At 33.0% G+C, this 26,986-nt stretch carries 21 protein-coding genes, 3 tRNA genes, 2 rRNA genes and 1 riboswitch; of the genes, 5 read left to right on the forward strand and 21 right to left on the reverse strand.

All coding sequences use genetic code 11. From position 1 onward, the window contains the following. Positions 1 to 29 precede the first annotated feature (29 nt). The 13 genes from cutD to CC89_RS16185 form a co-directional block, all read right to left on the reverse strand. The gene (gene cutD / locus CC89_RS16125; protein WP_035293929.1) at positions 30 to 983 is read right to left on the reverse strand and encodes a choline TMA-lyase-activating enzyme; all 954 of its coding nucleotides are present in this window, start codon (positions 981 to 983) and stop codon (positions 30 to 32) included. Positions 984 to 1,113: 130 nt separating this feature from the next. After that, complete coding sequence (cutC, locus tag CC89_RS16130) at positions 1,114 to 3,654, reverse strand: choline trimethylamine-lyase (protein WP_035293931.1); 2,541 nt, start codon at positions 3,652 to 3,654, stop codon at positions 1,114 to 1,116. A gap of 49 nt (positions 3,655 to 3,703) precedes the next feature. Beyond that, entirely contained in the window at positions 3,704 to 5,194 is a 1,491-nt protein-coding gene (locus CC89_RS16135; RefSeq protein ID WP_051931912.1) for an aldehyde dehydrogenase family protein, read from the reverse strand. 35 nt (positions 5,195 to 5,229) lie between these two features. Further along, entirely contained in the window at positions 5,230 to 5,538 is a 309-nt protein-coding gene (locus tag CC89_RS16140) for a BMC domain-containing protein (protein ID WP_035293933.1), read from the reverse strand. A gap of 24 nt (positions 5,539 to 5,562) precedes the next feature. Continuing rightward, positions 5,563 to 5,859 carry a BMC domain-containing protein gene (locus CC89_RS16145; RefSeq protein ID WP_035293935.1) on the reverse strand — a complete coding sequence of 99 codons (297 nt, stop codon included), beginning with the start codon at positions 5,857 to 5,859 and terminating at the stop codon, positions 5,563 to 5,565. Between the two features lie 318 nt (positions 5,860 to 6,177). Next, a complete protein-coding gene (locus CC89_RS16150; protein ID WP_035293937.1) occupies positions 6,178 to 6,444 on the reverse strand; it encodes a hypothetical protein in 267 nt (88 codons plus the stop codon). A gap of 3 nt (positions 6,445 to 6,447) precedes the next feature. Further along, on the reverse strand, positions 6,448 to 7,545 hold the full coding sequence (locus tag CC89_RS16155; RefSeq protein WP_035293939.1) for a DMT family transporter: 1,098 nt from the start codon (positions 7,543 to 7,545) through the stop codon (positions 6,448 to 6,450). A gap of 126 nt (positions 7,546 to 7,671) precedes the next feature. Next, on the reverse strand, positions 7,672 to 7,938 hold the full coding sequence (locus CC89_RS16160) for a hypothetical protein (RefSeq protein ID WP_035293940.1): 267 nt from the start codon (positions 7,936 to 7,938) through the stop codon (positions 7,672 to 7,674). Then, on the reverse strand, positions 7,925 to 9,034 hold the full coding sequence (locus CC89_RS16165) for a DMT family transporter (protein ID WP_035293943.1): 1,110 nt from the start codon (positions 9,032 to 9,034) through the stop codon (positions 7,925 to 7,927). The genes CC89_RS16160 and CC89_RS16165 overlap by 14 nt, the downstream gene beginning before the upstream one ends. A 485-nt stretch (positions 9,035 to 9,519) precedes the next feature. Next, positions 9,520 to 10,350, reverse strand: coding sequence for a MerR family transcriptional regulator (locus CC89_RS16170; protein WP_035293945.1), 831 nt, complete (start codon positions 10,348 to 10,350; stop codon positions 9,520 to 9,522). Positions 10,351 to 10,471: 121 nt separating this feature from the next. Beyond that, complete coding sequence (locus tag CC89_RS16175; RefSeq protein ID WP_035293947.1) at positions 10,472 to 11,614, reverse strand: 1-propanol dehydrogenase PduQ; 1,143 nt, start codon at positions 11,612 to 11,614, stop codon at positions 10,472 to 10,474. A 268-nt stretch (positions 11,615 to 11,882) separates the two neighbouring features. Next, positions 11,883 to 12,509 carry a CBS domain-containing protein gene (locus CC89_RS16180; protein WP_035293951.1) on the reverse strand — a complete coding sequence of 209 codons (627 nt, stop codon included), beginning with the start codon at positions 12,507 to 12,509 and terminating at the stop codon, positions 11,883 to 11,885. A 47-nt stretch (positions 12,510 to 12,556) separates the two neighbouring features. Continuing rightward, on the reverse strand, positions 12,557 to 13,501 hold the full coding sequence (locus tag CC89_RS16185; protein ID WP_035293954.1) for a metal ABC transporter substrate-binding protein: 945 nt from the start codon (positions 13,499 to 13,501) through the stop codon (positions 12,557 to 12,559). A gap of 301 nt (positions 13,502 to 13,802) precedes the next feature. Between CC89_RS16185 and CC89_RS16190 the strand changes: the two genes are divergently transcribed. From CC89_RS16190 to rimI, 4 genes are all read left to right on the forward strand, one after another. After that, positions 13,803 to 15,056, forward strand: a complete 1,254-nt coding sequence (locus tag CC89_RS16190) for an HD domain-containing phosphohydrolase (RefSeq protein ID WP_035293957.1) — start codon at positions 13,803 to 13,805, stop codon at positions 15,054 to 15,056. Positions 15,057 to 15,145: 89 nt separating this feature from the next. Continuing rightward, positions 15,146 to 15,604 carry a tRNA (adenosine(37)-N6)-threonylcarbamoyltransferase complex ATPase subunit type 1 TsaE gene (gene tsaE, locus CC89_RS16195; RefSeq protein WP_035293959.1) on the forward strand — a complete coding sequence of 153 codons (459 nt, stop codon included), beginning with the start codon at positions 15,146 to 15,148 and terminating at the stop codon, positions 15,602 to 15,604. After that, complete coding sequence (gene tsaB, locus CC89_RS16200; RefSeq protein ID WP_035293962.1) at positions 15,601 to 16,299, forward strand: tRNA (adenosine(37)-N6)-threonylcarbamoyltransferase complex dimerization subunit type 1 TsaB; 699 nt, start codon at positions 15,601 to 15,603, stop codon at positions 16,297 to 16,299. The genes tsaE and tsaB overlap by 4 nt, the downstream gene beginning before the upstream one ends. A 1-nt stretch (position 16,300) precedes the next feature. After that, a complete protein-coding gene (gene rimI / locus CC89_RS16205; RefSeq protein WP_035293965.1) occupies positions 16,301 to 16,744 on the forward strand; it encodes a ribosomal protein S18-alanine N-acetyltransferase in 444 nt (147 codons plus the stop codon). 348 nt (positions 16,745 to 17,092) lie between these two features. Here the strand turns inward: rimI and CC89_RS16210 are convergent, their stop codons facing one another. Further along, positions 17,093 to 17,734, reverse strand: coding sequence for an ECF transporter S component (locus CC89_RS16210; RefSeq protein WP_051931914.1), 642 nt, complete (start codon positions 17,732 to 17,734; stop codon positions 17,093 to 17,095). Between the two features lie 85 nt (positions 17,735 to 17,819). After that, positions 17,820 to 17,935, reverse strand: a riboswitch (FMN riboswitch). 333 nt (positions 17,936 to 18,268) lie between these two features. Then, positions 18,269 to 18,985: a lysophospholipid acyltransferase family protein gene (locus tag CC89_RS16215; protein WP_035293968.1), complete on the reverse strand. Its 717-nt coding sequence runs from the start codon at positions 18,983 to 18,985 to the stop codon at positions 18,269 to 18,271. 269 nt (positions 18,986 to 19,254) lie between these two features. Between CC89_RS16215 and CC89_RS16220 the strand changes: the two genes are divergently transcribed. Continuing rightward, complete coding sequence (locus CC89_RS16220) at positions 19,255 to 20,169, forward strand: ComEC/Rec2 family competence protein (RefSeq protein ID WP_035293970.1); 915 nt, start codon at positions 19,255 to 19,257, stop codon at positions 20,167 to 20,169. Positions 20,170 to 20,566: 397 nt separating this feature from the next. On the opposite strand, the gene CC89_RS16225 is transcribed toward CC89_RS16220, so the two are convergent. From CC89_RS16225 to CC89_RS16250, 6 genes are all read right to left on the reverse strand, one after another. Next, positions 20,567 to 23,020, reverse strand: coding sequence for an ABC transporter substrate-binding protein (locus CC89_RS16225; RefSeq protein ID WP_035293971.1), 2,454 nt, complete (start codon positions 23,018 to 23,020; stop codon positions 20,567 to 20,569). A 155-nt stretch (positions 23,021 to 23,175) separates the two neighbouring features. After that, positions 23,176 to 23,250 (reverse strand) — tRNA-Asn (locus CC89_RS16230). A gap of 7 nt (positions 23,251 to 23,257) precedes the next feature. Then, positions 23,258 to 23,374 (reverse strand): 5S ribosomal RNA (rrf, locus tag CC89_RS16235). A 155-nt stretch (positions 23,375 to 23,529) separates the two neighbouring features. Further along, positions 23,530 to 26,434, reverse strand: a 23S ribosomal RNA gene (locus CC89_RS16240). A gap of 215 nt (positions 26,435 to 26,649) precedes the next feature. Then, positions 26,650 to 26,726 (reverse strand) — tRNA-Ile (locus CC89_RS16245). Between the two features lie 3 nt (positions 26,727 to 26,729). Further along, positions 26,730 to 26,805 (reverse strand) — tRNA-Ala (locus CC89_RS16250). Positions 26,806 to 26,986: the final 181 nt, after the last annotated feature.

Here is a 26,986-nt window from a genome sequence, read left to right on the forward strand (position 1 = left end):
TTCTATCTTATTATCTATTTGAAAATTATTTAATGACGGATTACCTTTACAGGTAAATCATATTCTTTAATCCATCCTTCAATTCTATCTAAATCTTCATTTTTCAAACTTGGATCATCCTTTATAGGATATTCAATTCCTAATTGGTTGTATTTATTTACCCCCATCTTATGATATGGAAGCAAGTCAATTCCTTTAAAGTTTTTATAATCTTTGTATGGTGTTAATAACTCCATAACTTTTTTAATATCCTCTTGTTGATCATTTACACCTTTAAGTAAAGGCATACGAATCTTTACATTATATTTGCGACGAAGTAGTTCCTGGAGATTTTCTAAAATCTGTTCATTCCTAACACCTGTTAATTGAAAATGTTTATCAGAATTAATATGCTTAATATCAAATAGGAATAAGTCTGTGAACTCTGCTACCTTAAGTACTGACTCTAATTTTGCATAGCCGCAAGTCTCAATTGCAGTATTTATTCCTACTTGCTTACATGCCATTAATAAACTAGAAGCTGCTTCAGGCTGCATTAGAACTTCACCACCACCTAATGTAACTCCGCCACCAGAAACTTCATAAAAAGTTCTATCCTCTTCTATAATTTCCAAAAGTTCAGAGATAGTTTTTACTTCTCCAACTATTGATATAGCAGATTTAGTACATGCTTCTTTGCATTTACCACATCCAATACAATCAATATCGCGATTAACTTCATGCTTTAAAGTTTCATTAGAGATAGTGTGTATTCCCACAGGACAAGCTGAAACACAAGCCCCACAATTAACACATAAATTACTTTTAAACATAACTCTATGTTTTTTAATCATTCCTTCGGGGTTTGCACACCACTTACAGCGAAGAGGGCAACCTTGAAAGAATACTAAAGTTCTTACTCCATCTCCATCATACATATTGTATTTCTGTATATTAAAAATCGTCGCTTTACGTTCAATTACACCTAAATTTTCATTACTCATATTTTCATTCTCCAGTTTCATTACCTTGATTTTTAATATATATCTTAATTGCAATCTGCAATCTACAGAAGTATTCTGTAGATTACAGATTTATAAGTTTTAGTTTAAGTAATCTCAAAAATTCTTCTAATTAAAAATGGTTAAGTACAGTTCTACTGATGATTTCATCCTGAACGTCTTTACATAATTCAACGAAGAATGCACTATATCCAGCAACACGAACAATTAAGTCACGATATTGCTCTGGATGTTTTTGAGCCTCTATTAGAGTCTTATTATCTAAATAGTTGAATTGCATTTCTCCAAGTTGAAGGGCACATGCACTACGTAATAATGTAATTATTCCGTTTTCACCTTCTTTTGTATCAAGAAGACCTGATATTAACTTGAAGTTATGAACCATACCTATATTCATGTTTTCACAACACATTTTAGAAACAGATTTAATTATAGCAGTAGGTCCTTTAAAGTCTGCTCCTTGTGTTGGACTTATACCATCTGATAAAGGCATCCAAGCTCTACGTCCATTTGATGTAGCTCCAGTAAGCTGTCCAAATGGAGTGTTGTTAGAGATTGATAAAGTACCATGGCTAAGCACTGAATATAATGTCTTATATTTACGGTGCTCTTGTTCAGTAAATTGAATTAAATCTGCAGCAATTAAATCTGCATAATCATCATCATTACCATATTTAGGTGCTTCTAAACAATCTTTTCTTAATTGCTCGTATCCAACAAAATCAGCCTTTAAAGCTTCATTTAATTGCTCTAAAGTGTATTTCTTATCATCAAATACTAATTTCTTTATAGCTGCCATAGAGTCTGTGTAAGTAGCAAGACCACTCCATACAACTCCTGGTCCGAAGTTATACATAGCTCCACCTGCTTCTACTCCTCTACCTTTTTCCATACATCCTTCATACATCATAGACATAAGTGGCTTTGGTGCAAGTTCTTTATGAACACGTTGAGAAATTACTGTAGCAACACTTGTCCATTTAGTGATGTATTTGATTTGCTCTTTAACAGCTGCATCAAATTGCTCATAAGTTTTAAACTGGCTTAAATCTCCCAAATCTGGACATACTTGCTTACCATACCATAGTGGTACACCATGATTAAGAACAAGTTCTATACATATAGGCCATTGAGTGTATCCTGTAGAAGTCCATTGATATAATCTTCCTGCTTTCTGTGGCTCAACGCATCCCATTAAGCAGTAATCTCTTGCGTCTTCTATAGAACATCCTTTAGCTAACATCATTTTTATATGAACGTCATCAAAGTGACATGCTGGGAATCCCATACCTGAACGAATAACGTCAACTATCTTCTTAAGATATTTTTGTGGTGATCCTTTATGTATACGACAAGCTAAAGATGGTTGATATATTTTAACGTGACGAACTGCATCCATTAATAGATAAGTTAATTCGTTTGTAGCATCACGTCCCTCTCTAGTAACACCACCTAAACACATGTTAACAAATGGCTGATAACCTGCGAAGAACTTAGAAGCTGCTTCACTTGTTAACCACATCATTTCAGACATTTTTATAAGCATACAACCTGCTAATTCAAATGCTTCACAATCATTCATACGTCCTGACTCGATATCAGCTTTGTAGAATGGGTACATGTATTGGTCAACACGTCCTATAGACATACCTGTTTGGTTTTCTTCAACTACAAGTAATGATTCTATAGTCCAAACTGCTTGAATTGCTTCCCAGAAATTGCTTGGTTTATGTGCTGGAACTCTAGCATTTATTTCAGAAATTTTTAAAAGTTCTGCTTTACGCTTAGGGTCAGTTTCTTTTGCAGCAAGCTCTGCAGCATAATCTGACATACGTTTAGCATATATCATAACACCTTCAGCAGTATCCATTAATGATTTGTAGAAGTATATTTTTTCAATATCTTCTGGTCTTTCGTAGTCAAGTTCAGCTAATTTTTCTTCTGCTTCTCTTTTTATGTCAAGCATACCTTTTTTCATTAGAATAACGTCATATCCCGGGTTAGAATCTCCTCCACCATTTAATGCGTGGTATGAACAGTCTGAAACAAAAGATTCTCCTGAAAGTTCCCATACACCAGCTTCACGATACTGACTTTCACAGTATTCATCAACTGATTGACCTTTCCAGAATGGGAATAACTCTTCACGCATTATTTTCTTATCTTCATCTGATATATAGAATGGGTCTTGTGGACGAGTTGATATTGTATCTAATTCATCTTCCATCCATCTCCAAGCTATATCAGGAGAAAATGCTCCTGCACGAGGTTTTCCGTTTGGTGCTCCAACGATAAGCTCATGGTCTTGAATTACTAGTGGTGCAGTTTCACAGCAATGCTTGAAACATTTACCACGTAGAACTGACTTAGGCATACCTGGGTTTTCTTTAGCTATTTTAGTTATAGCTCTTGCACGGTGAGTTGTTATTGATGGAACATGTTTTAAGTAATTTTCTTTTAACTTAACTAAACGCTCTGTCATTCCATCTGGGATTTGTCCATTATTGTCACATGCAACATGACAAGTTGTTGGTTCTTCTTTTGTTATTTCTTTAGAAACACTCTCAAACATTTTCATTAAACTAGCACGTTCTTCTTCAGACATGTTTTGAGTAGCTTCCATAAATTTATTTGAAAATTCACGAATATCCAATTCATTCCCTCACATTCTATAGTGTATTTCATATTTTAAATATGATTTTTTATCTTAAGTCATTCATAACTTTTTTTAAAATACTTTCTAGTAATTTAAAGTTATCTATTTCATTTGCATTTGCCTTATGGTTTAAGACCTCATTGGAATCTTCTTTATGATTTACTGAATTAACAATTTCATCTACACTACGAACTCCATATCCAACTTTACGTACATATATTAAATTCATAGGTGAAACATTATCAGAAGTCATACCTTGACCTGCAGAACCACTGCCTAAAGTCATTGAAGGAAACAAATTCGTAGTTGCTCCCATGCTTCCAAAAGTTCCCGGAGTGTTAACAAGTACTCTTCCAACTGGTTTCTTTAATGCAAATTGACGAATAACTTCTTCATCTTTTGAATGTATAATAAGTGTATGTCCCTGCCTTTCACTAAGCAACAATTCTATACACTTTTCACAAGCATGCATCCAATCATCTTCAATGTAAAATGCTAATACTGGACAAAGCTTTTCTTTTGAATAAGGGTTCTTTTGAGAAACAAACTTTTGCTTAGAAATAAGAACTTTCACATCCTCTGGTATACTAAAACCAGCTTTCTTAGCTAAAAATTGCGGTGATTTACCAATCATCTCTAAGTCAGGACTTCCATCTTTGTAAAAAAAGATATTTCCTAACTTTTCAGCTTCCTCATCTGTCATAAAGTATCCACCATTTTTTTGAATCTCTTGTGTTACTTCTGCTACAATACAGCTATCCACAACAATTGACTGTTCAGCGGCAGAAACAACCCCATAATCAAAGTTCTTACTGATAATAATATCTTTGGCAGCCTTCTCTATATCAGCTGTGCGTTCTATAAATGCTGGACCATTTCCATTGCCGCCATAAATTACTGGCTTACCAGATTTATAAGCTGCATGGAGCATTTCTGAAACTCCTGTATTCATTATAAGAGAAGTATCCCTATGATTCATAAGCTCCAATGAACCACTTTTGGTTACTGTATGCAGATATGCAATAGCACCTTCCGGAAGTCCTACACCCTCTGCAGCTCGAATCAAAATATCAACTGTTTTAGAAATCGTATTTTTAGCTCTTGGATGAGGTGAAAATATAATTGCATTTCCAGATTTAATTGCAATTAGCGCCTTATATATAGTTGTAGAAACAGGACTCGTTGATGGACAAAAAGCTATAATAACACCCATTGGTACTCCAACATCCATTGTCTTGTTCATTTTATCTTCATTAATGATACCTACACAATTCATGTTTTTAAGTCTATTATTCAGATACTCACATACAAAGCGGTTTTTAGTGTATTTATCTTCCCACTTTCCATATTCAGTTTCCTCATTAGACATCTTTGCAAGTTCCTTTAAGTGTTTTTCAATCTCTTCCGTCATACGTTCAACTATTTCATCAAGCTTTTCTTGTGGAAAGGTTGCTAATTTTTTTTGCGCCTCACGAGCATTTTCAACAAGAATTCTAGATTCCTGCATGGAGAGTAAATCATTATCGATAATATTCATTTTCCTCTCTCCTTTTCTTAAAAAAGTTCACTTTACTATTCAGTTATAGGATTTGGAATAGCATAACGGTTTATTATTTTCTCAAGATCTTCATGTGGACTTGGAATAACTATTGAACTATAAAGATTTCCATCCTCCATTGCATTAACTGCTGCAGCTCCAGCTTCTACCGCTGCTTTACAAGCACCAACATCGCCACGAACTAATACAGATATATAACCTGACGCAACGTTTTCATATCCAATAAGTTCAACATCTGCTGCTTTGCACATAGCATCTGCTGCTTCTAAAGCAAAAACCAGACCAAAAGTTTCGATTAATCCTAAAGCTTTATATCTTGACATATGTAATCATTTCCTTTCTGCGTTTTATGCATCTATATCGTGTACTGAAACAATATCTCCAACTTCTTTAATAGGACGTGGCATAACATTGTGTGCTGTTAATTTACCAATAGCTGCAGCTGCTGCGGCACCTGCTTCTACGGCAGATTTTACTGCTCCCACATCACCTTTTACCATAATAGTTACAAGAGTTGAACCAATATTTTCATATGAAATTAATTCAACATTAGCTGCCTTAAGCATTTTATCTGCAGCTTCAAGTGCAGGAACTAATCCTATTGTTTCTACAAGTCCTAAAGCCTCTTCTCCATAATATCTCATTGATAATTCCTCCTTCCTGTTTTTAACCCAATATATTCTTGTTTGACTGCACAAATATTATTATTATTTTATGTTCTCATTTATCTTTTGTTTATTGTTATTTATTTATATATTGATTATATCCCTTACCCTTTGGGGGAAAGTCAATATATTTCTTTTAATAAAATTTTCTAAATATTTCACTATGGAGCATGTTATTAGGAGCAAAATTTGCTCCTAATATTTACAAAAATAATTATTTTAATAAATTCATAAAAGCTTTTTTTGTATATAAGCATTCCCCATAGGGTAATGTTAAAAATTAATCAATACTAAAAATTAATCTCTTATATATTTATTAATTGTAGCAGCTCCATCTTCATGAGCATGATAATAAACTTTTAGCTCACCGTTTTTATCTAATTCAAATCTTGTTTCTTCAATAAGACCATTGGCTTCTGCTGTCATTAAAGCCGTTGTTACAGCTTTCTTTGTTAAAGCCTTAAAATTTCCATATTCTCCTCTTAATGCTTCTATAACATCTTCAGCACAAGCTTCTTCAACTTTAGTAAAATATTTTAAAATTGCATAATTAAGCGGCTTCATCTATTATACCTCCTGTTTTTTGCTTCTAAAAAGATCCAACGGATTCATAGATACTGTAAGAATACCAAACATCATTATTACTGCTCCAATCCAAGCAACTGAAGGTAATGAGTAACCATCCATTCCACCATATACTCCTAGTAATAATAAGCAGAATAATGGACCAAAGAATGAATATGTACCATTACATGCAGTACCAAGTCCTGCTCCGCACATACTGTTTCCAGCGTACCATGTCATAAATGTAAAAACTGTTAAACAACTACTTAACGCGAACCAAATCATTGCTGGACCACTTGTAAATGCTTTAGTAGCAAGCTCAACCGAAAGACCAATTTTGCCAGATAAAACTGCTAATACTGGAACTACTATAAATAGGTTTGCTATACCTGATGTTACTTGACGAATACAAATACCAATTTCAGGGTCAATCATTGCTGTACCATATCCAGCTACACAACCTTCGAAACCCCATCCAAGAGCTGCAACAATAGCTATAATAAATCCAATAATAGTTTTTGCTGAAGCGGTACCACCACTAAGGCTTGTACTACCAATTAAAAAGCTGGCAAATACGCATATTACAATACCAAATGCCATACGTTTATTTAATTCCTGCTTATACAAAACTCTTCCTAAGATAGCTGCAATAGCAGGGCAAAGAGCTGATATCGGAACAACTATTGAACCAGCCATTTGAAGTGCTATAACATAAGCTGTACCAGCGATAGGTCCTCCAATAAGAGCTGCTAATATCATTACACGCCCTGGAGCCGAATTGATGCATCTTAAGAAATCGCCAAATTTACCTTTAACTAATGAATATAAAATTGCCCAAACAGCACTACATGTGTCGTTTATTGCATTTCCTAGTGCTGCAACTAAGTATGCTAAGGCAAATGCTGATAAACCAGCTTTATTAGCACCATACCAGTCACCCCATACTCCTTTTGTCATTCCCATTGTTAGACATGCAGTATACATTCCGTAGGTAATTCCTGAAAATAAAGCTAGGGATATACCTTTTTTGAAGAAATCACTTGATAATTTCTTCTTTGCAGCAATAGCTTCTGCACTTACTGCCTTTGAAACTTCCTTCATAAAATAAACTCCTTTCAATTAACTATTTCTTATATATTAATAAATAATTATGACTCACCCCTATGAATTTTATATTATAGTGATGAGCCTAATAAACTAGTTTAAAAGTCAATTTACAAATTCTTATCAGTCTTTTATGTATTTATTAATCGTAGCAGCACCATCCTCGTGTGCATGATAATAAACCTTTAACTCACCATTTTTATCTAATTTAAATCTTGTTTCTTCAATAAGGCCATTGGCTTCTGCTGTCATTAAAGCTGTTATAACAGCTTTCTTTGTTAAAGCCTTAAAGCTAGCATATTCATCATTTAAAGCATTTATCACATCATCAGCGCAGGCCTCTTGGACTTTTGTGAAATATTTCAAAATCGCATAATTAAGCGGCTTCATTTCCTGTTACCTCCTTATTTTTGAATAAATCCATTGGATTCATAGCTATTACAAGAATACCAAACATCATTAATATAGCAGAAATCCAAACTATTGGAGGTAATGCCCATCCTTCCATGCCACCTATTACTCCTAGAACTATCCAGCAACAGAATGGACCCCAGAAAGAATATGTACCATTGCAAGCCATACCAAGTGCAGCACCACACATACTGTTACCGTTATACCAGCTCATGTATGAAACAAAAGCACAAAGACCACTTAAAGCAAACCATAACATTGCAGAACCACTTGTAAATGCTTGAACAGTTAAATTACTGGAAAATTTAATTCCACCGCCAAATATCATACCAAATACAGGCACTAATATTATTAGGTTTGAAAGTCCAGATGTAGCTTGACGAATTGTAATACCAATTTCTGAGTCAATCATAGATGTACCATATCCAGCTACACATCCTTCAAATCCCCACCCAAGGGCTGCTATAAATGCAATACAAATTCCAAGGAACATTCCCTTTGGAGCATCTCCGCCAATACTAGTGCTACCAATCATAAAGCTAGATACTACACAGATAAGAATACCAAGCATCATACGTTTGTCTAACTTTTGTTTAAATAATATTCTTCCTAAAATGGCACCAATAGCTGGGCAAAGGGCAGTAATCGGAATAACAATTGATCCAGCCATCTGTAAAGCTACAACAAAAGCTGTACTTGAAATAGGTCCTCCTATAAGAGCTGCCAATATCATTACAGCACCTGGCTTAGTTTTAAGACATCTAAAGAAATCTCCTAGTTTACCTTTAACAGTTGCATAAAGTATTGCCCAAACAGCACTGCACGTATCGTTTACAGCACTACCAAGGGCGCCAAGTACATATGTAATAGCCACTGCGGATAAACCTGCTTTATTAGCACCATACCAGTCACCCCATACTCCTTTTGTCATTCCCATTGTTAAAAACGCTGAATAAAATCCATACATTAGACCTGAAAAAAGAGCAATTGAAATGCCTTTTTTAAGAAAATCAGATGATAATTTGTCTTTTGCAGCAATTGCTTCTAAGCTTACCGATTTTGAAACTTCCTTCATAAAATAAAGCCCCTTTCGCTTATTACATAATAAGTTTTTTAATTCATCTTTATATTATTAAATAAAAATTTTTAGTGAGAATATTTTAGGATTGTTATAATTTTGAATATTCAATTTTTAAGTTATTGAAAAACTTTTCATTTTGTATCTTGTAGGTGTTTTATTTCCAAGTAAATTATATGCCTTTCCCTATGGGGTAAGGTCAATATATATTTATCAAGAATATTTAAATAAAATCAAAAATGCTATAATTATAAAAAAATAACTAACCTAATAAACAACCTAAAGTGGTTTATTAAGTTAGTTACATCAATTTTTTTTAGATTATAAATGCAAAGAGTCATCACTAATAATTAATAAGAAATGAATTTTTTAAAAACAATAAATTCATTTCTTTATTCAATAACATTGGTATTTTTTTCACAAGTTGAGTCTTATGAACCATTTATCCTTTCCCCTATGGTCAACGTTTCTAAATAATAAAATTACTTTTTTCTTTTTATTCTAATTAAAATTTCTGTTACAAACTTATCTATATTTTTAGTTGTCCAATAATCAGTTACATATCTTTCATAAGATTCCTCTGAACATATATAACCATGTTTTTTTGTCCAATCCTGTATTTTTTTATATGTTTCATTAATTGTTTCATGTGCTCCTATATGATAACAAGCTGCTGCCATCCAACCCCCAAATTGAACACTTTCTTCTTCCTTGCACTTTAAAATCGTCTCCTGCATTATTTTCATTCCACTACATTTCCCATTAATTTTATCTTCAAAAGATGGAAAACATATAATCACGGGACCTGTTATTGCATTGTGTATACTATCAATGTAATTATTAAACTCTATATTAATTATAGAATCCATATAATCATAATTAAAATCTTGATCTAAAAAGATTAATCTGCGATTATCTATATATTTTATAGCAACATCACAGACATTATTTTCAATTACCATCTGTGCTTCAACTATTAAATCATGCCAATCTTTAACGGATCTTTTTTTTAAATTTATTTCACTCTCAAGTTCTTTTAATTCATCAATTTTCTTTCTAAAACTTTTATCAATAAAATCATAGGTTGTTCCTTCTAAAAAAACTCTCATTTCCTCTAGTTTAAATCCACTTTGCTTATAATATTTTATTACTGGCACAGATAATAAGTTTTTCTTGCTATAATATCTATAACCACTTTCATCAGCTACTTTGTCAGGAGATAATATGCCCATTTTATCATAATATCTCAGTGCTTTTTTCGTTATTTTACATATTTCTTCAACTTTCCCTATTGAATATAATTCTTCTTCCATATTAGCCCCTCCTTTTTTGTTATATTTTAAATTATATTTTATTTAAGATATTTTCTCAACTTTTTTTTGAAAAATCACATAAAAAAACCACCCATTAATGAGTGGTATAAAATCCAATATTTTATCCTAAAACTTTATCTAAAATTTTCAATAAATCTTCACCTGTTGCTTCTCTAGGATTTGCAGTTGTACAGATATCCTTAAGAGCTGCATTAATAATTTCTCCCATTGATGCTTGAGCTAATTCCATATCAGCACCTTGCTCTTTAAATGTTGTTGGGATCATCAAAATCTTTTGAAGTTCTACAATGCTTCTTATTAAATTATTAACGCCAATATTTACGTTTGGTGCATGTAACTTCAATAATTTCGCAATTCTTTGATATTTTTTAGCCGCTAAATCATATTCAGCATTAAAACCTTCTTTATTCAAATTAGCATTATATTCTATTACATGAGGAAGTATAATTGCATTACTTCTTCCATGAGAAATATGTAACTTACCACCTATAGCATGAGCCAAACTATGAGTAATTCCAAGTCCTGATGCATTAAACGCCATACCAGCAAGACATGATGCATTGTGAAGTTTTTCTCTTGCTACTATATCATTTCCATCAGCATAAGCCTGCGGTAAAAATCTAAAAGCTAAAGTAACAGCCTTTTCTGCAAGAGCATCTGAAAAGTCAGTAGCATTCTTTGAAACATATGCCTCCAAAGCATGTGTTATTACATCCATTCCCGTATCAGCAGTTATAGATTTAGGTACAGATTTTACTAGTTCTGGATCAAGAATAGCAACTGTTGGAAGAAGTGATTTGTCTGCAAGCGCATATTTTAATCCTTCTTGTTTGTTTGTAATTACTGCATATTCAGTTACCTCAGAGCCTGTACCACTTGTAGTAGGTATAGCGTAGAACTCCTCTATAGTAGAAGTTCCTCCAGTAATTTTCTTTGTATATTCTCTTATAGCTTTAGCTCCATCAATTGATGACCCTCCACCAAGAGCTACTATAACCTGCGCATTACAACTTTGGAGCTTTTGAATGCCAGCAGCAATAACCTCTACAGATGGATCAGGTACAATATCACTGTATATAGCTACTTCACAATCAACAAGGTTTTGTTGTACCTTTGCAGCCATACCTGAAGTTTCCATAAATTTATCGCATACAATCAGTACTCTTTTATTTTTGATTTCGTTTAGTCTACCTAATGAACCTTCTCCAAAATAGACATTTGTGTTAATACTAAATTCTTTCATATATATCTTCTCCCATTTTAAAAAGATTTAAGATATAAATGAATTAGTTATTCTTTAACTTAAAAATAAAATCAACCCACAATTATAACAATCGAAACAAGTTTATCCTAAACTTTACTTGATTTATTATATCAATATTATATTAATAATACAATACCATTGCAACATGATCTGAAATTTATGTAATGAGCAATGTACGAATGAGCAGCAATCAATTAAAAAGGTGACCTATAAAATCATAAGTCACCTTAAAAATCTTCCATTATATTTACTGAACTTTAAAACCACTTTCTTTAACTTGTTGCTCTATTTTATTAAATACCTCATCGGAAGCCTTTATTCTTACAACTACCTCTTTTACTTCAGTTAAGCTCTTAGGATCAACTACAACAAAACTAATAATGTCACCATTATTTTCAGTTATTATCTTTGATAATCTAGATATTTGCCCTTGTATATCATAAGCTATAACTGCTAATCTCTTTCCCTGATTTAATCCAAATAATTCTGTAAACTGGTGGAATATAGCATGATGAGTTACAATACCCTTAAACTCTCCATAATTATCCACTACAGCTACAAAAGAAACATTCTTTGTTTCTAAGAAATGTGCAGCTTTTTCTATTTGTTGTAATGGCTCTATAGTTGGTACATCTGTTCTCATAACCTTTTCTACTTGAAAATCTTCTAAAAGACACTTTTTGTCAGGACATTTTTCATAATAAAAAGTATATATCATTTCTTTAGATATACTTCCATAGAATTTATCCCCATCACATACTGGAATTGATAAAAAATTATTTTTCTCCATTAAATCTAGAGCCTTTTTAATAGTATCTTTCGTTGTCACCGTAATTAATTTTTCTTTTGATAACATCAAATTATTGACAAACATAAATCCCCCTCCTTATAGTTACTTATAACAATTATACATCATATTTATTATTTAGTACAAATATTTACAAGAGTACTAAATAATTTTTTTTCATAATCCAACACTTTATCATATTCAGTATTTATATTAAAATTACTTACTTTCACACATTTTATTTGATTCTTACTAATAAGCTCTTTATGTTTGCTAAAAAAATCATCACTAAAATATATTAATACCATCTTATCTTTATTTTTTTCATATTTTTCTTCTATAATCTTATTTAAATCTAATGATTTACTACTTTGGATGTTTTCATCTATGCTTATGGTTTTTAACCCACTATAAGCCATTATATAGTCCAAACTATTGCCTTCTATTATGAATAGTTTATCTTTAATTTTATCTCCTTCTTTTCTAAATATCTTTTCATATTCTTCTAACTGTTTTAAACTCTCCTTGAAGTTCTTCTCATAATAACTTCTATTTAGAGGGTCTCTTTCTACTATTGCATTTTTGACATTTACTAAAACCACCTTGTAATTATCAATACTATTCCAAAATATACATTCATCTCCATTACCATACTTGTCTACATTTTTATAATAAGACAAAGGATTTGCTCCTCGCGAACTATTTATTATCCCCACTCTATTTCCTTCTATCTTGCCTATATAATTATTATTAAGTTTTGAAAAATTAAATTCATCATATATAAAAATATCTGGTACATAGCTTATATCATAATAATGACTTACATTTATTTCATTTCCTTTTTTATCAAAAATATAATCAACCTTGTGTCTTCCTCCATCTATCTTTTTCACGCAACTGTATAAAAATTTATTGCTAACTAATATATCTAATTTAACTTGTTCTTTGTCCTTTTTCGCATTATTCGTGTTTACATCTTCTACCTTGTTTTTATTATTACTTATATTAATTTTTCCACTGTTACACCCTGAAATAGTAACTGCTAATATAAGTAACATAGCTATTATATATTTTTTCATTATATTACACCTCTAAATTTTATATAATCAAATACGTTTTTACCCCATGGCTACCTATTGTAATACTTCATATTTTATGGAAGTAGAATATAATGTCATCCACTCCATTGTATAACACTTTCTACCCTTAGATAAAAATCTCTAGGGGTAGCTTTAAATACCTCCCATCTTAAACTAAGAAACATGTTTATATATATTTTATAAAATATAACTGTTTTATGCAATAAATTATTGTATAATATATTCATACAAAATTCTTAAGTTTCTAAAATAATCCATAATTGTAAAGCGAGGTTTCACTATGAAAATTAATTTAGAAGAAGTAGTTAGGGCTTTATCCATAGCTTTAGACTTAACTCAAATAAGCTTAAGTGAAAATAAAATTGTTGAAAGTAATTCAAATGTAAATACAAATTTTTACAATCATACTTTTATACATCATTCTAAAAGAACAACATATATTGCTCTAGAAATTAGTAAAACTCTTTCTTTAGATACCTCTTCTACAGTTGAATTATATGTATCTTCTCTTCTACACGATATTGGCTCTTTAAACAGTTTATTAAAAAGTGATGACACAAATAATTTTGTAAAACAGCACTGCTTAATTGGAGCTTCCATAGTAGATGCTTTTCCTATATTCGATGATTTATGTAATATAATACTTCACCACCATGAAAATGTTGACGGCAGCGGTCCTAACGGCTTAAAATGTTCAGAAATTCCTATTGAAAGTCAAATTATTAGAATTTCTGATTTAGTTGAATCCTATCACAATCCTGTATTACCTTCGTATTTACAAAAACACTCCATAGTAAACTGGGTAATCTCACAAGAGGATAAAATTTTTTCAAAAGAAATTGTAAATGCATTTCTCAAAGTAAGCTCTATAGATATGTTTTGGTTTAACATGGATAATATACAGTACATGGATTTTATTTTAGATAACATCTCTCCTAAACTAGACATTTATATGGATATAAATCAATTTGAAAGTATAGCATACATCTTTTCTAAAGTCATAGATAATAAAAGTAAGTTTACTGCTATGCATTCTAGAGGTATTTCTAATTTAGCATTTAATGTATCTAAATATTTAAATTATCCTCATGAAAAATGTATTAAAATGAAAATAGCAGGCTTATTACATGATATAGGTAAATTAGCTATTCCATCAGATATATTAGATAAAAATGGTGCACTCACTTCAGATGAATTTGCTATTATAAAATCTCACTCCTACTATACAAATATGATATTGAGCAGAATAAAAAATATAGATGACATAAAAAATTGGGCTTCTAATCATCATGAAAAATTAAATTCTAAGGGATATCCAAGGGGATTAAATTCTTCTGAGCTTTGTGAGGAATCTAGAATACTATCTGTTTGTGACATATATCAAGCTTTAACAGAAGACAGGCCTTATAGAAAAGGTTTAGATAATGAAAAGGCATTCAGCATAATAGACAATATGGCATCTGAGGGAGAAATATGTCCTACAGCTGTGTGCTATTTAAAAGATACACTTAAATTATATTATAACATTAGGTAATTCTAAATTAGAGGATTACCTTTTATTTTTTGTATTTTTAGTATAGAATATTTATAGTGTAAACTATTGAATAACTAGGAGAGGATTTTATGGAATTTATAGTAGATAGTATTGAAAAAACCTTATGTGTAGGAGAGCAAATAGGGAAATCAGCCTTGCCAGGAGATGTTATATGTCTAATTGGAGATTTAGGTACTGGTAAAACTCATCTTACCAAAGGAATTGCTAAAGGATTGGGTGTTACAGATTATATAACAAGTCCTACATTCAATATAGTTAATGAGTATAATGGCAGATTAAAATTTTACCACTTTGACGTTTATAGGGTAAATGATCCAGATGAAATAAATGCTATTGGTTTTGATGAATATATATTTAGCCCTGCAGTAAGTGTTATAGAATGGGCAAATTACATAGAAGAACTTATTCCAGAGTCTCATATGGAAATAAGCATATATAAGCTCCCTGAACTAGGAGAAAATTTTAGGAAAATAATTATTAATTACACTGGAGATAGATATAATTACGTAAAGGAGATTAAAATATGAGAATTTTAAGTATAGACTCTTCAACAGAAGTAGCAAGTTGCGCTGTACTTGAAGATGCTAAAGTTTTAGGAGAAATAACTTTTAATTATAAAAAACAACATTCAGTAATTCTTATGCCTATGATAGAAAATCTATTACAAAATATAGGTTTAAATATAAACTCTATAGATGGATTTGTTTGTTCAAAGGGACCTGGCTCATTTACTGGCTTAAGAATTGGAATGGCAACTATAAAGGGCCTTTGCCAAGGATTAAATAAACCTTTAGTGAGCGTATCTTCTTTAGATTCTCTTGCTAACAATTTAGCCTATACCTCTGGCTTAATATGCCCTATTTTAGACGCTTTAAGAGACAATGTTTATACCGCCCTATTTACATTCCATAACGGGAAATTGTGCAGAATAACTGATTACATGGCTATCCATATTGATGAATTAATAAATATTATAAAAGAAAAAAATTCTACAGTTACTTTTATAGGAGACGGCACTTACAAATTTTCATCTAAGTTAAGGAACTCTTTGGATCAGTGCTTTTTTGCTCCTACGCATTTGAATATAATGAATTCTGCATCATTAGGCCAGTTAGGTATGGAACTTTTTAAAGAAAATAAGACTGATGATATATTAACTGCTAGTCCCGTCTATTTAAGAAAATCACAAGCTGAAAGAGAATATGAAAAAAAGAAGGAATAATATGAATGATATAATAATAAAAAATATCTCAGATGAATATATTGACACAGTTCTTAAAATAAATTTACTTAGTTTTAAAGACCCTTGGTCTAAAAGCTCATTTACAAAAGAATTAGAGAATAAATTTGCTCACTACATAGTAGCCCTTATAGATGACTTAGTGGTGGGCTATGTTGGTATATGGGCCATACTTGATGAAGCTCATATCATAAGCATAGCAGTGCACCCTAATTATCGCGGTTTAGGTATTTCATTTCACTTAATGAATGGTATTTTTGATTTATGTAGAAATCTTGGGGTAAAAGAACTAACATTAGAAGTTAGAACATCTAATGTTGCCGCTCAAAACTTATATAAGAAGTTTGACTTTAAAGAAGAGGGGATTAGAAAAAAATACTATTCCGATGGAGAAGACGGTTTAATAATGTGGAATAGAAATATATAAATTAAATCCCCAAAGGGCTGTCACATTAAGGAATTCACATGCAATATATTGTTTTGCAAGTTTAAAGTTAACACAATATATCGTAGGATTTATTCTTAGTGTCACAGCGCCATTTTTTAGTGATTATATATTATGATTATCCCATAAAAAGTATTAAATTACTTCAATTATAAAATTTATCTAGAATGAAATTCCACCTCATTGTACCTTTTTGTAGTTTAATCATATTATTAATTACTATTGAGGATTATTTGTTATTCGATATTTAACATTTGTTATTTGTTCAACTTTGCAGTTATAAAATTATAATTGAAAATTATGTGCAAAAGCTGAGCTATTTCGTGTTTTCTATTTACTATTGCTGATATTTTTTTCTAAATTATCATTTCCTATTTTCATTTGTTCTATGTGTAATATTGGTGAAACACTCTTATATACTAATCTAGTCATAATACATACTACAGCTCCCTTTATAAGATTAAAAGGAATTATGGCCCAAATTATAAGTGTACCTAAATTTACAACCTTTGGGTTTACTTTAGAACTTATACCCACTACTGAACTTATAGGAAATCCTAATACTTTTTCATAAAGCGGTAACAATACAAAAATATTTACTATAGCAGCTCCTAAACTCATAACTACCGTACCTGCAATCAACGCTATAATTGCTCCTAATTTATCTTTTTTCCTATTGTAAATAGTTCCAGCAGTTATTACCATCATTGAACCTACTAAAAAGTTTGCAAGCTCACCCACAAAAGCCGTTTTGCTTGCAAATAGTCCATGCAGTAAATTTTTTATAAATTCAATTATAACCCCTGACACAGGTCCAAAGGCAAAGGTTCCTATTAACGCTGGCAAATCACTTATATCTATTTTTAGAAATTCAGGAAATATGGGTATAGATATTTCAATAAACATAAGTAAAAAAGCTATAACTGCTAATAATGATATTTTGATGTTTTTGTTTAATTTTGAATTTTTCATAAAAACCCCTCCCAGGTTTATCGGGGAATGTTTTGGGGAAATTAAAAGCCCTGAAATAATTCAGGGCTCAAAAAACAAAACAAGAATTTCTCCTCTCCCATCCAGACTCTAACTGTCGGCTTCGGAATTACACCGAATCTGCCTTACGGCTCGCGGGCTATAACCGCCGGTAGGGATTTTCACCCTGCCCCGAAGATATATTATAATATAATTAATTTTACATTCATATTATATATGATATTTCATAAGATTTCAATATATTTTACTATATATAATTTACATTACTACTTTAAATTTAGAATAATACTTTTAAATTAAAAACGTAAAATAAAGATTGAAATTCTTAAAAAATTTTTTCAATTCATATTTTAAAAATTTCTAAAAGAATTTTATCATTAATTTTAAATTTTAATCTTTATATTTCCTATGAAAAATTATTATATGATTATCCCACAATAAGTATTACATTGCTTGAATTATGAAATTTCATAATTCCATTACATTCTACCTTATTGTGGGTTAATCATTATATTGCTATTTTTCTATTCCACATAATATAATATCTCTAACGTCTTCAGCCAAAGTAGATTTTTTTTCTCTATCCAGTTCTTTAACTTCTATCCCTTTATGTATTTTAATTGTAACATCTGCTGGAATAAGCCCTTTTCCTCCATTTCCTTCCCATGCTTTATATGTACCGTCAATTGTAATAGGAACTACCCGAACCTCTGCTTTAGTAGCCAACTTCATACTTCCCTTTTTAAATTCTCCTACAGCATTGCTTTTACTTCTGGTCCCCTCGGGAAATATAACCATGTTATTTCCACTTTTTAATATATCTGCACCCTCTTTTATGGACTTCAAAGACTCTCTAACATTTTTTCTATCCATAAATACACAATGTATTGCTTTCATCCATGTAGATATAACTGGTGCCTTTATTAGCTCTTTTTTGGATATAAAACCCATAGGTCTATTGAGTGCCGCAATTAGACAAGGTACATCTAAATTGCTCTGATGGTTAGAAACAAATAAACATGTTTCATTTGGTATATTTTCTTCTCCCTCTAAATGAAGTTTAACTCCAACTAAATCCACTGAAAATTTTGCCCATTTGTAAACTGATTTATTTAAATACTTGTTATACTTGTCCTTAGAAGAAAATTTCTTTAAAAAACTAAGTTTAATTGTTTTAAAAATTGCTCCTATCATATAAAATATAAAAACTGTTATTTTTAAAAAAGTTCTCATGTCCCATACCTTCCTTTTACTTTTTTAGCTAATTATATTATACTAATGCTTATTTTTATTTTCAACTATACAGTGTAAGCATTCCATTCTAAATTTAAATTGCTGCAATTTTAATTTAGAATACTTTTTAATTTAAAACGTATTTTTAAATTAGATATTAGATATTAAATATTAAATTTTTTTGTATAACATTAATAAATTTCTTTTACTAAGTGTCAGTTACATATATAATGAAGATATGCATTTAATATTTAAACTGGAGGTACTTTATGAAAATATTTAAAAAATCTATTTTTCTATTCTTATCAATTATGATTTCTGCTTTCTTGTTAGTTGGATGTACTAATTCTAGCACTAATAATCCTTCTAACAAAGATACTAGAAATAATAACAATAACACAGAAGAAACTTATAAAAAATCGAAAGATAATATCCTTGTACACTATATAAATGTAGGACAAGGTGATAGTATACTAATTCAAGTGAATAACAAAAATATGTTAATAGATGCTGGTCCTAAAGATAGTAAAGATAAACTTCTTTCATATTTAAATAAGATTAATGTGAAAAGATTAGATTATTTTATAACTACTCATCCTCATGAGGATCATATTGGTGGAGCTAGTTATGTTATAAAATCCCTAAACATAGCTAATTTTTATGCTCCTAAGAAAACCCATACTACTAAAACCTACAGAGATATGATTAACTCACTAAAATCTAAAAACTTAAAAATCCATGTAGCAAAGGAGGGGGTAATCTTAGACTTAGGCAAGGATGTAGTATGTGAAATGTTATCACCAAATAGAAGTAATTATGAAGATTTAAACGACTATTCACCTATAATAAAACTAAAATATAAGGATAATAAATTTCTCTTTACAGGAGATGCTGAAACTTTAGTAGAAAAAGATGTGTTATCTAAAAAATATGATGTATCAGCTGATGTTTTAAAGCTTGGTCACCATGGTAGCGTTTCTTCTACCTCTGCAGACTTTCTAAAAAACGTAAACCCTAAAATAACTATAGCTACTTCTGGGAAAGACAATAAATATGGACATCCTCACAGAGAAACTGTATCTAAATTAAAAAAAATCAATTGCAAATTATATAGGTCAGATTTAGATGGAAATATATTAGTATCTGGAGATGGTAAAAACATAGAAGTCATTACAAAAAATTAAAAAATATACTTATGATTAACCCACAATAAGGTAGAATGTAATGGAATTATGAAATTTCTCCTCCATGACTTGCATAAGAGCTAGGAACAATAAATTTAATTTAAGAAATTCTAATCTTTTAGCCATATAAAATTATCTAACGCTCACATTCAGCGTCCTGCCTCAGGTTCGCTAGCCTGGCGTCCTTTTAAGGGTTACGATAATTTTATCTGTCTAAAAGAAGAATTTCTAAAATTAAATTTAAATAGTTCCTTCGCTTCTTATGCAAGTCATTCCAGAGAAATTTCATAATTCAAGCAATGTAATACTTATTGTGGGATAATCATACTTATAATTAAAAGAGTTTATATTGCAATAACAATTGTTTTTACAATATAAACTCTTGATTAATTTTTAACTATTCCTTCCAAACATCCTGTAAATTGATTAAACTTACAGGTGTTACTTTTAAGCCTTTTACATTTTTACTAAAAGCATAATTATTACATATGCTACTTAAAAATATATATGGAGCATCCCCTACTATGGTTTTTTCTATTTTTTCAATCATATCTCTATATTTATAAGGATTATTTATTTTTTTAGTTTCATTTATCATTTCCATTAATTTAGGATTATTATATCTACTTCTATTTGCCGGATTTTCTAAATCTATCAATGGTTCCATAAAGTTATCCGCAGTACCTGAATCCCCTAACCAGCCATAAATTAGCATATCACACTTGTCTGCATTATTTTTATTATAGTATTCAGAGCCTTTTACCTCATTCACACTTAATTTTATCCCTATATCTTGTAAATTTTTTTTAAAAATTCTAGCTATAGCAGAATGAACATACTTAGTATTTCCATCACTTGATACTAATAAAGATAACTTTCCATTTTTAATCCCACTTTCAGCCATAAGTTGTTTTGCCATTTCCATATTTCTTTTATATCCTACAGACTTACTTCCATTTAATATTATAGGTGGTATTAAACCACTGTTTTCTATTTCTAATCCTCCCATAGCTTCTCTAACTATTTTTTCTCTATCAACACAGTAATTAATAGCTTGTCTAGCTTTCCTGCTATTTATCAGTGGATTGTTTCTCTGAAAGTTCAAAGTTATAAATCTTGAACCTAAACAGGGCTTCTTATTTATATTAAATCCTTCATTGCTTATTTTTTCTATATTTTCAGGAGAAACTGTTATATAATCTAACTCTCCTTCTAAAAATGCATTAGTAGTATCTTCAAGTGCATACATTATGTTTACTTCATCTATCATAGCTTCACCTAATGCATGTCCCTTAACTTTCTCTAATACCAATATTTTCTCTTCATTTCTATATTCTTTAAATTTAAAAGAACCAGCGCCAATAGGTTTTCTATCTATACTATTTATTTCTTCCTTAGGAAGTATCACACATGATCCATGAGCTAAATTATTTACAAAAGAACTATAAGGATGCTCCAATACTATTTTTAAGTTATAATCTCCATTAACAATTATACCATTAACATCATGAATCCTTCCCTCATAGAAATCCTTTGATCCCTTAATTGCACTTAATAACCATCTATTAGGTGAATCCTCTAATCTACTTAATAGTCTTTCAAAAGAAAACTTCACATCTCTAGCAGTTACTTCTCTTCCATTATGAAACTTTAATCCTCTTCTTAACTGAAAATCCCAAGTAACATTATCTTCTTCTAAATGCCAATTTTTAGCTATTGCTCCTATTACATCTGTACCAGTTCCAAATTGAACTAATCCAATATTAATTAAAGATAACACTGACATTGTATTCAGATCAGTAGCTTTTAATGGATCATAGGACTGCACTTTATCAAAACATATATTGAATTTTACTTTTTCATTGAATTCATTATCTTTATTCCTGGATAGTTCATTTAAATTAGTTATAGTTTCTTTTAAAACATTTAATGCAGCTCTCTGCCTTTCAGCATTTATTGATATGCCTTCATTGAAGAATTTTACTCTCTCACTTCCCTCCACCATTTCACTTATAACAGAAATCATATATTCATTCTTTTCTGTTTGCTCTTTAACGGCATTTGCTATTTGCTCTGAAATAGTCTTTGTTCTATCTACTGATTCAATTAACTCATCTATAGATTTTTTACTTTCCCCAGCAATACTGGTACTTTGCGAAACTTTTTCAGCCCCTTCTTTTATAATCTCCAATGTTTTATCTGTAACATCTGTGATTTCTTCTATTATTTTATCTATCTCATCTGCTGATACAGAGCTATTTTCTGCTAATTTTTTAACTTCTCCAGCTACTACTACAAAACCCTTTCCTGCTTCACCAGCTCTAGCAGCTTCTATATTAGCATTTAACGATAATAAATGAGTTGTTTTAGCTATTCCCTTTATAGTATCTACTATGCCCTTTATTTTACTGTATTTTTCAGATAACTGAAGTAACGCCTCTTCCATATTAAAAACAGTATTTTTTATTATATCTATACTTTTTATTAAATTATCCACTGATTCCTGACCTAAATCAGCTTTCTGCATCATATCTCCAACGACATTTAAGGTTTCCTGTACACTAGCATTTACTTCTTCTGAAAAAGCTCCTACCTCTGAGGATACATCTACCGTTTTAGCTATATTACTAGAATTTATGTCTAATTGAGTATTTATTGCCTCTACAGACTTAATTAATTGCTCTGTAATATCTAAAGTACCCTCCGACCTAATGTAAACCTTTTCATTAAGTATACCTTGATACTTTTGTCTAGCATTAATTTTATATATTTTTTCTAATACTTCACTATTATCACTTTTATGTTCTTTAGGTACTTCTATTTTTCCACTGTTTTTTTTCATAAATAACATTTAAATCGCCTCCAAGTTTAGTTGCACTTTATGAATAACATACATAAATACTATAACATATTTAATTGTATAAATGTAAAATAAAACAAAAAAGTATATTATTAAACAAAAATAATCCTCAAAAAATAAAAAAAAGAGGCCTAAACCCCAAAAAATGGCTCCGCGAAAAGGATTCGAACCTTCAACCTATCGGTTAACAGCCGAGTGCTCCACCGTTGAGCTATCGCGGAATATTTAACCTGGCGACGACCTACTCTCCCACAGGGCTTCCCCTGCAGTACCATCGGCGCTTTGAAGCTTAACCGTCCTGTTCGGAATGGGAAGGGGTGTTACCTTCAAGCCATAATCACCAGATGCTATAGTTCTTAGGTCTTTAGACCTTAGACATATAGTACTCCTCAGCTTTGCTGAGCGAGTTTCCTTTAAAAGAACTTATTGTTCTTTCAAAATTGCACAGTGTGGAAAATCTTTTAATTATCAACTGTCAATTATCAATTGTCAGTTATATTTTGATCAAGCCCTCGACTTATTAGTATCGGTCAGCTGAACATGTTACCATGCTTACACCTCCGACCTATCAACCTGGTAGTCTTCCAGGAGTCTTACTAGCTTACGCTATGGGAAATCTAATCTTGAGGTGGACTTCACGCTTAGATGCTTTCAGCGTTTATTCCTTCCCAACATAGCTACCCAGCTATGCCACTGGCGTGACAACTGGTGCACCAGAGGTTGGTCCATCCCGGTCCTCTCGTACTAAGGACAGCTCCTCTCAAATTTCCTACGCCCGCGACGGAAAGGGACCGAACTGTCTCACGACGTTCTGAACCCAGCTCGCGTGCCGCTTTAATGGGCGAACAGCCCAACCCTTGGGACCGACTTCAGCCCCAGGATGCGACGAGCCGACATCGAGGTGCCAAACCTCCCCGTCGATGTGGACTCTTGGGGGAGATCAGCCTGTTATCCCCGAGGTAGCTTTTATCCGTTGAGCGATGGCCCTCCCACGAGGAACCACCGGATCACTAAGCCCGACTTTCGTCCCTGCTCCACCTGTATGTGTCGCAGTCAAGCTCCCTTCTGCCTTTACACTCTGCGCGCAATTTCCGACTGCGCTGAGGGAACCTTTGGGCGCCTCCGTTACTTTTTAGGAGGCGACCGCCCCAGTCAAACTGCCCACCTAACAATGTCCCGTGACCAGATTCATGGCCTCCGGTTAGAATTTCAATACTGTCAGGGTGGTATCCCAAGGATGACTCCACAGAAGCTGACGCCCCTGCTTCTAAGTCTCCCACCTATCCTGTACAGACAATACCGAAATTCAATGCTAAGCTACAGTAAAGCTCTACGGGGTCTTTCCGTCCAATCGCGGGTAGAAGGCATCTTCACCTCCAATTCAATTTCACCGGATTTGTTGTCGAGACAGTGCCCAAATCATTACGCCATTCGTGCGGGTCGGAACTTACCCGACAAGGAATTTCGCTACCTTAGGACCGTTATAGTTACGGCCGCCGTTTACTGGGGCTTAAGTTCAAGGCTTCGCTTACGCTAACCAATCCCCTTAACCTTCCAGCACCGGGCAGGCGTCAGCCCCTATACATCAGCTTTCGCTTTAGCAGAGACCTGTGTTTTTGCTAAACAGTTGCTTGGGCCTATTCACTGCGGCCTACTCTCGTAGGCACCCCTTCTCCCGAAGTTACGGGGTTAATTTGCCGAGTTCCTTGACAACAATTCTTCCGCTGGCCTTAGGATTCTCTCCTCATCTACCTGTGTCGGTTTGCGGTACGGGCACCATTTTCCTCGATAGAGGCTTTTCTTGGCAGTGTGGAATCGGATACTTCGCTACTAAAATTTCACTCCCCATCACACCTCAGACTTAAGACTGAACGGATTTGCCTGTTCAATCATCCTAAGTGCTTAGACGCACATCCATCAGTGCGCACATCCTATCCTACTGCGTCACCCCATTTCTCAAACGGATCATGGTGGTATCGGAATATCAACCGATTGTCCATCACCTACGCCTTTCGGCCTCGGCTTAGGTCCCGACTAACCCTGAGCGGACGAGCCTTCCTCAGGAAACCTTAGATTTTCGGCCAATGAGATTCTCACTCATTTCTCGCTACTTATGCCAGCATTCTCACTTCTGTACAGTCCACCGCTCCTTACGGTACGACTTCAACCCGTACAGAAAGCTCCCCTACCATATACATTGTATATCCATAGCTTCGGTGGTAAGTTTGAGCCCCGGACATCTTCGGCGCAGGATCTCTTGACTAGTGAGCTATTACGCACTCTTTAAATGAGTGGCTGCTTCTAAGCCAACATCCTAGTTGTCTTAGAAATCCCACATCCTTTACCACTTAACTTACACTTTGGGACCTTAGCTGATGGTCTGGGCTGTTTCCCTTTTGACCACGGATCTTATCATTCGTAGTCTGACTGCCAGGATAAAAGTAAATGGCATTCGGAGTTTGATAAGGTTCGGTAAGCGATATGCCCCCTAGCCTATTCAGTGCTCTACCTCCATTACTCATTACCTGACGCTAGCCCTAAAGCTATTTCGGGGAGAACCAGCTATCTCCGAGTTCGATTGGAATTTCTCCGCTATCCACAGCTCATCCCATGGTTTTTCAACACCAACGCGGTTCGGTCCTCCGCGGAATTTTACTTCCGTTTCAACCTGGCCATGGATAGGTCACCCGGTTTCGGGTCTACAGCATGCAACTAATCGCCCTATTCAGACTCGGTTTCCCTGCGGCTCCGCACCAAAAGTGCTTAACCTTGCTACATACCATAACTCGCTGGCTCGTTCTACAAAAAGCACGCCGTCACACATGTAAAGTGCTTCGACAGTTTGTAGGCACACGGTTTCAGGTTCTATTTCACTCCCCTCCCGGGGTTCTTTTCACCTTTCCCTCACGGTACTTCTTCACTATCGGTCACTAGGTAGTATTTAGCCTTGGGAGGTGGTCCTCCCAGCTTCCCACAAGGTTTCACGTGTCTCGTGGTACTCTGGAGTAGATCTTACTTATATTTCTTTTACCTACAGGACTATTACCTTCTGTGGTGGAGCGTTCCAGCTCTCTTCGATTAGAAAATCTAAGACATTATGATCTATCCTCAACCCCTAAATCCGAAGACTTAGGTTTGGGCTCTTTCCCGTTCGCTCGCCGCTACTTAGGAAATCGATTTTTCTTTCTCTTCCTCCGGGTACTTAGATGTTTCAGTTCCCCGGGTTTGCCTCTGTATACCTATGAATTCAGCATACAGTACTCAGCGTAGCTGAGCAGGTTACCCCATTCGGAAATCTGTGGCTCACAGGCTATTTGCGCCTACCCACAGCTTATCGCAGCTTATCACGTCCTTCGTCGGCTCCTAGTGCCAAGGCATCCGCCATGCGCCCTTTGTAGCTTGACCTTTCGTTAGTTTGCTAGTTGGCCAGTGTGCTAGCGTGCTAGTGTTTAGCTTGCTAGTTTAGTAACCTTCTAGAAACTACTTTTTATCAGTTTTCTAGTGTGCTAGTTGTCTAGCTACTAGTTACTGATTGTTTATTTTAATTGATTCTCCAGTGAAATCATCACAATTGTAATAATTTCTACTTTTCTTCACTGTGCAATTTTCAAAGAACAAAGTGGTGGGTCTAAATGGACTCGAACCATCGACCTCACGCTTATCAGGCGTGCGCTCTAACCAGCTGAGCTATAGACCCATATGGTGGAGAATAAGGGATTCGAACCCTTGACCCCCTGCGTGCAAGGCAGGTGCTCTCCCAGCTGAGCTAATCCCCCATATTTTCATTTTACAATACACAATAATCTATTACCGTGTACAGTATCTAATTGAAATTTTTATTATATATTAGAGAGATTGAATTTATCCAATAGATAACTTAAGAATTAACCATTAATCTTTAATTGTTAATTCTTAACTATGTTTATTCATTAATAACCAATAAGTAATTATTGATCA

Origin of the sequence: Clostridium sp. KNHs214 (assembly GCF_000744935.1) — a bacterium.
Lineage (GTDB): Bacteria > Bacillota > Clostridia > Clostridiales > Clostridiaceae > Haloimpatiens.

Coding starts and splice junctions, on each gene's coding strand:
- CC89_RS16190 (WP_035293957.1), top strand. CDS start 13,803: ATGAAAATTAATTTAGAAGAAGTAGTTAGGGCTTTATCCATAGCTTTA.
- tsaE (WP_035293959.1), top strand. CDS start 15,146: ATGGAATTTATAGTAGATAGTATTGAAAAAACCTTATGTGTAGGAGAG.
- CC89_RS16220 (WP_035293970.1), top strand. CDS start 19,255: ATGAAAATATTTAAAAAATCTATTTTTCTATTCTTATCAATTATGATT.
- CC89_RS16225 (WP_035293971.1), bottom strand. CDS start 23,020: ATGTTATTTATGAAAAAAAACAGTGGAAAAATAGAAGTACCTAAAGAA.
- cutD (WP_035293929.1), bottom strand. CDS start 983: ATGAGTAATGAAAATTTAGGTGTAATTGAACGTAAAGCGACGATTTTT.
- CC89_RS16140 (WP_035293933.1), bottom strand. CDS start 5,538: ATGTCAAGATATAAAGCTTTAGGATTAATCGAAACTTTTGGTCTGGTT.
- CC89_RS16215 (WP_035293968.1), bottom strand. CDS start 18,985: ATGAGAACTTTTTTAAAAATAACAGTTTTTATATTTTATATGATAGGA.
- CC89_RS16145 (WP_035293935.1), bottom strand. CDS start 5,859: ATGAGATATTATGGAGAAGAGGCTTTAGGACTTGTAGAAACAATAGGA.
- tsaB (WP_035293962.1), top strand. CDS start 15,601: ATGAGAATTTTAAGTATAGACTCTTCAACAGAAGTAGCAAGTTGCGCT.
- CC89_RS16150 (WP_035293937.1), bottom strand. CDS start 6,444: ATGAAGCCGCTTAATTATGCAATTTTAAAATATTTTACTAAAGTTGAA.
- CC89_RS16180 (WP_035293951.1), bottom strand. CDS start 12,509: ATGTTTGTCAATAATTTGATGTTATCAAAAGAAAAATTAATTACGGTG.
- rimI (WP_035293965.1), top strand. CDS start 16,301: ATGAATGATATAATAATAAAAAATATCTCAGATGAATATATTGACACA.
- CC89_RS16155 (WP_035293939.1), bottom strand. CDS start 7,545: ATGAAGGAAGTTTCAAAGGCAGTAAGTGCAGAAGCTATTGCTGCAAAG.
- CC89_RS16160 (WP_035293940.1), bottom strand. CDS start 7,938: ATGAAGCCGCTTAATTATGCGATTTTGAAATATTTCACAAAAGTCCAA.
- CC89_RS16175 (WP_035293947.1), bottom strand. CDS start 11,614: ATGAAAGAATTTAGTATTAACACAAATGTCTATTTTGGAGAAGGTTCA.
- CC89_RS16210 (WP_051931914.1), bottom strand. CDS start 17,734: ATGAAAAATTCAAAATTAAACAAAAACATCAAAATATCATTATTAGCA.
- CC89_RS16185 (WP_035293954.1), bottom strand. CDS start 13,501: ATGAAAAAATATATAATAGCTATGTTACTTATATTAGCAGTTACTATT.
- CC89_RS16165 (WP_035293943.1), bottom strand. CDS start 9,034: ATGAAGGAAGTTTCAAAATCGGTAAGCTTAGAAGCAATTGCTGCAAAA.
- CC89_RS16170 (WP_035293945.1), bottom strand. CDS start 10,350: ATGGAAGAAGAATTATATTCAATAGGGAAAGTTGAAGAAATATGTAAA.
- CC89_RS16135 (WP_051931912.1), bottom strand. CDS start 5,194: ATGAATATTATCGATAATGATTTACTCTCCATGCAGGAATCTAGAATT.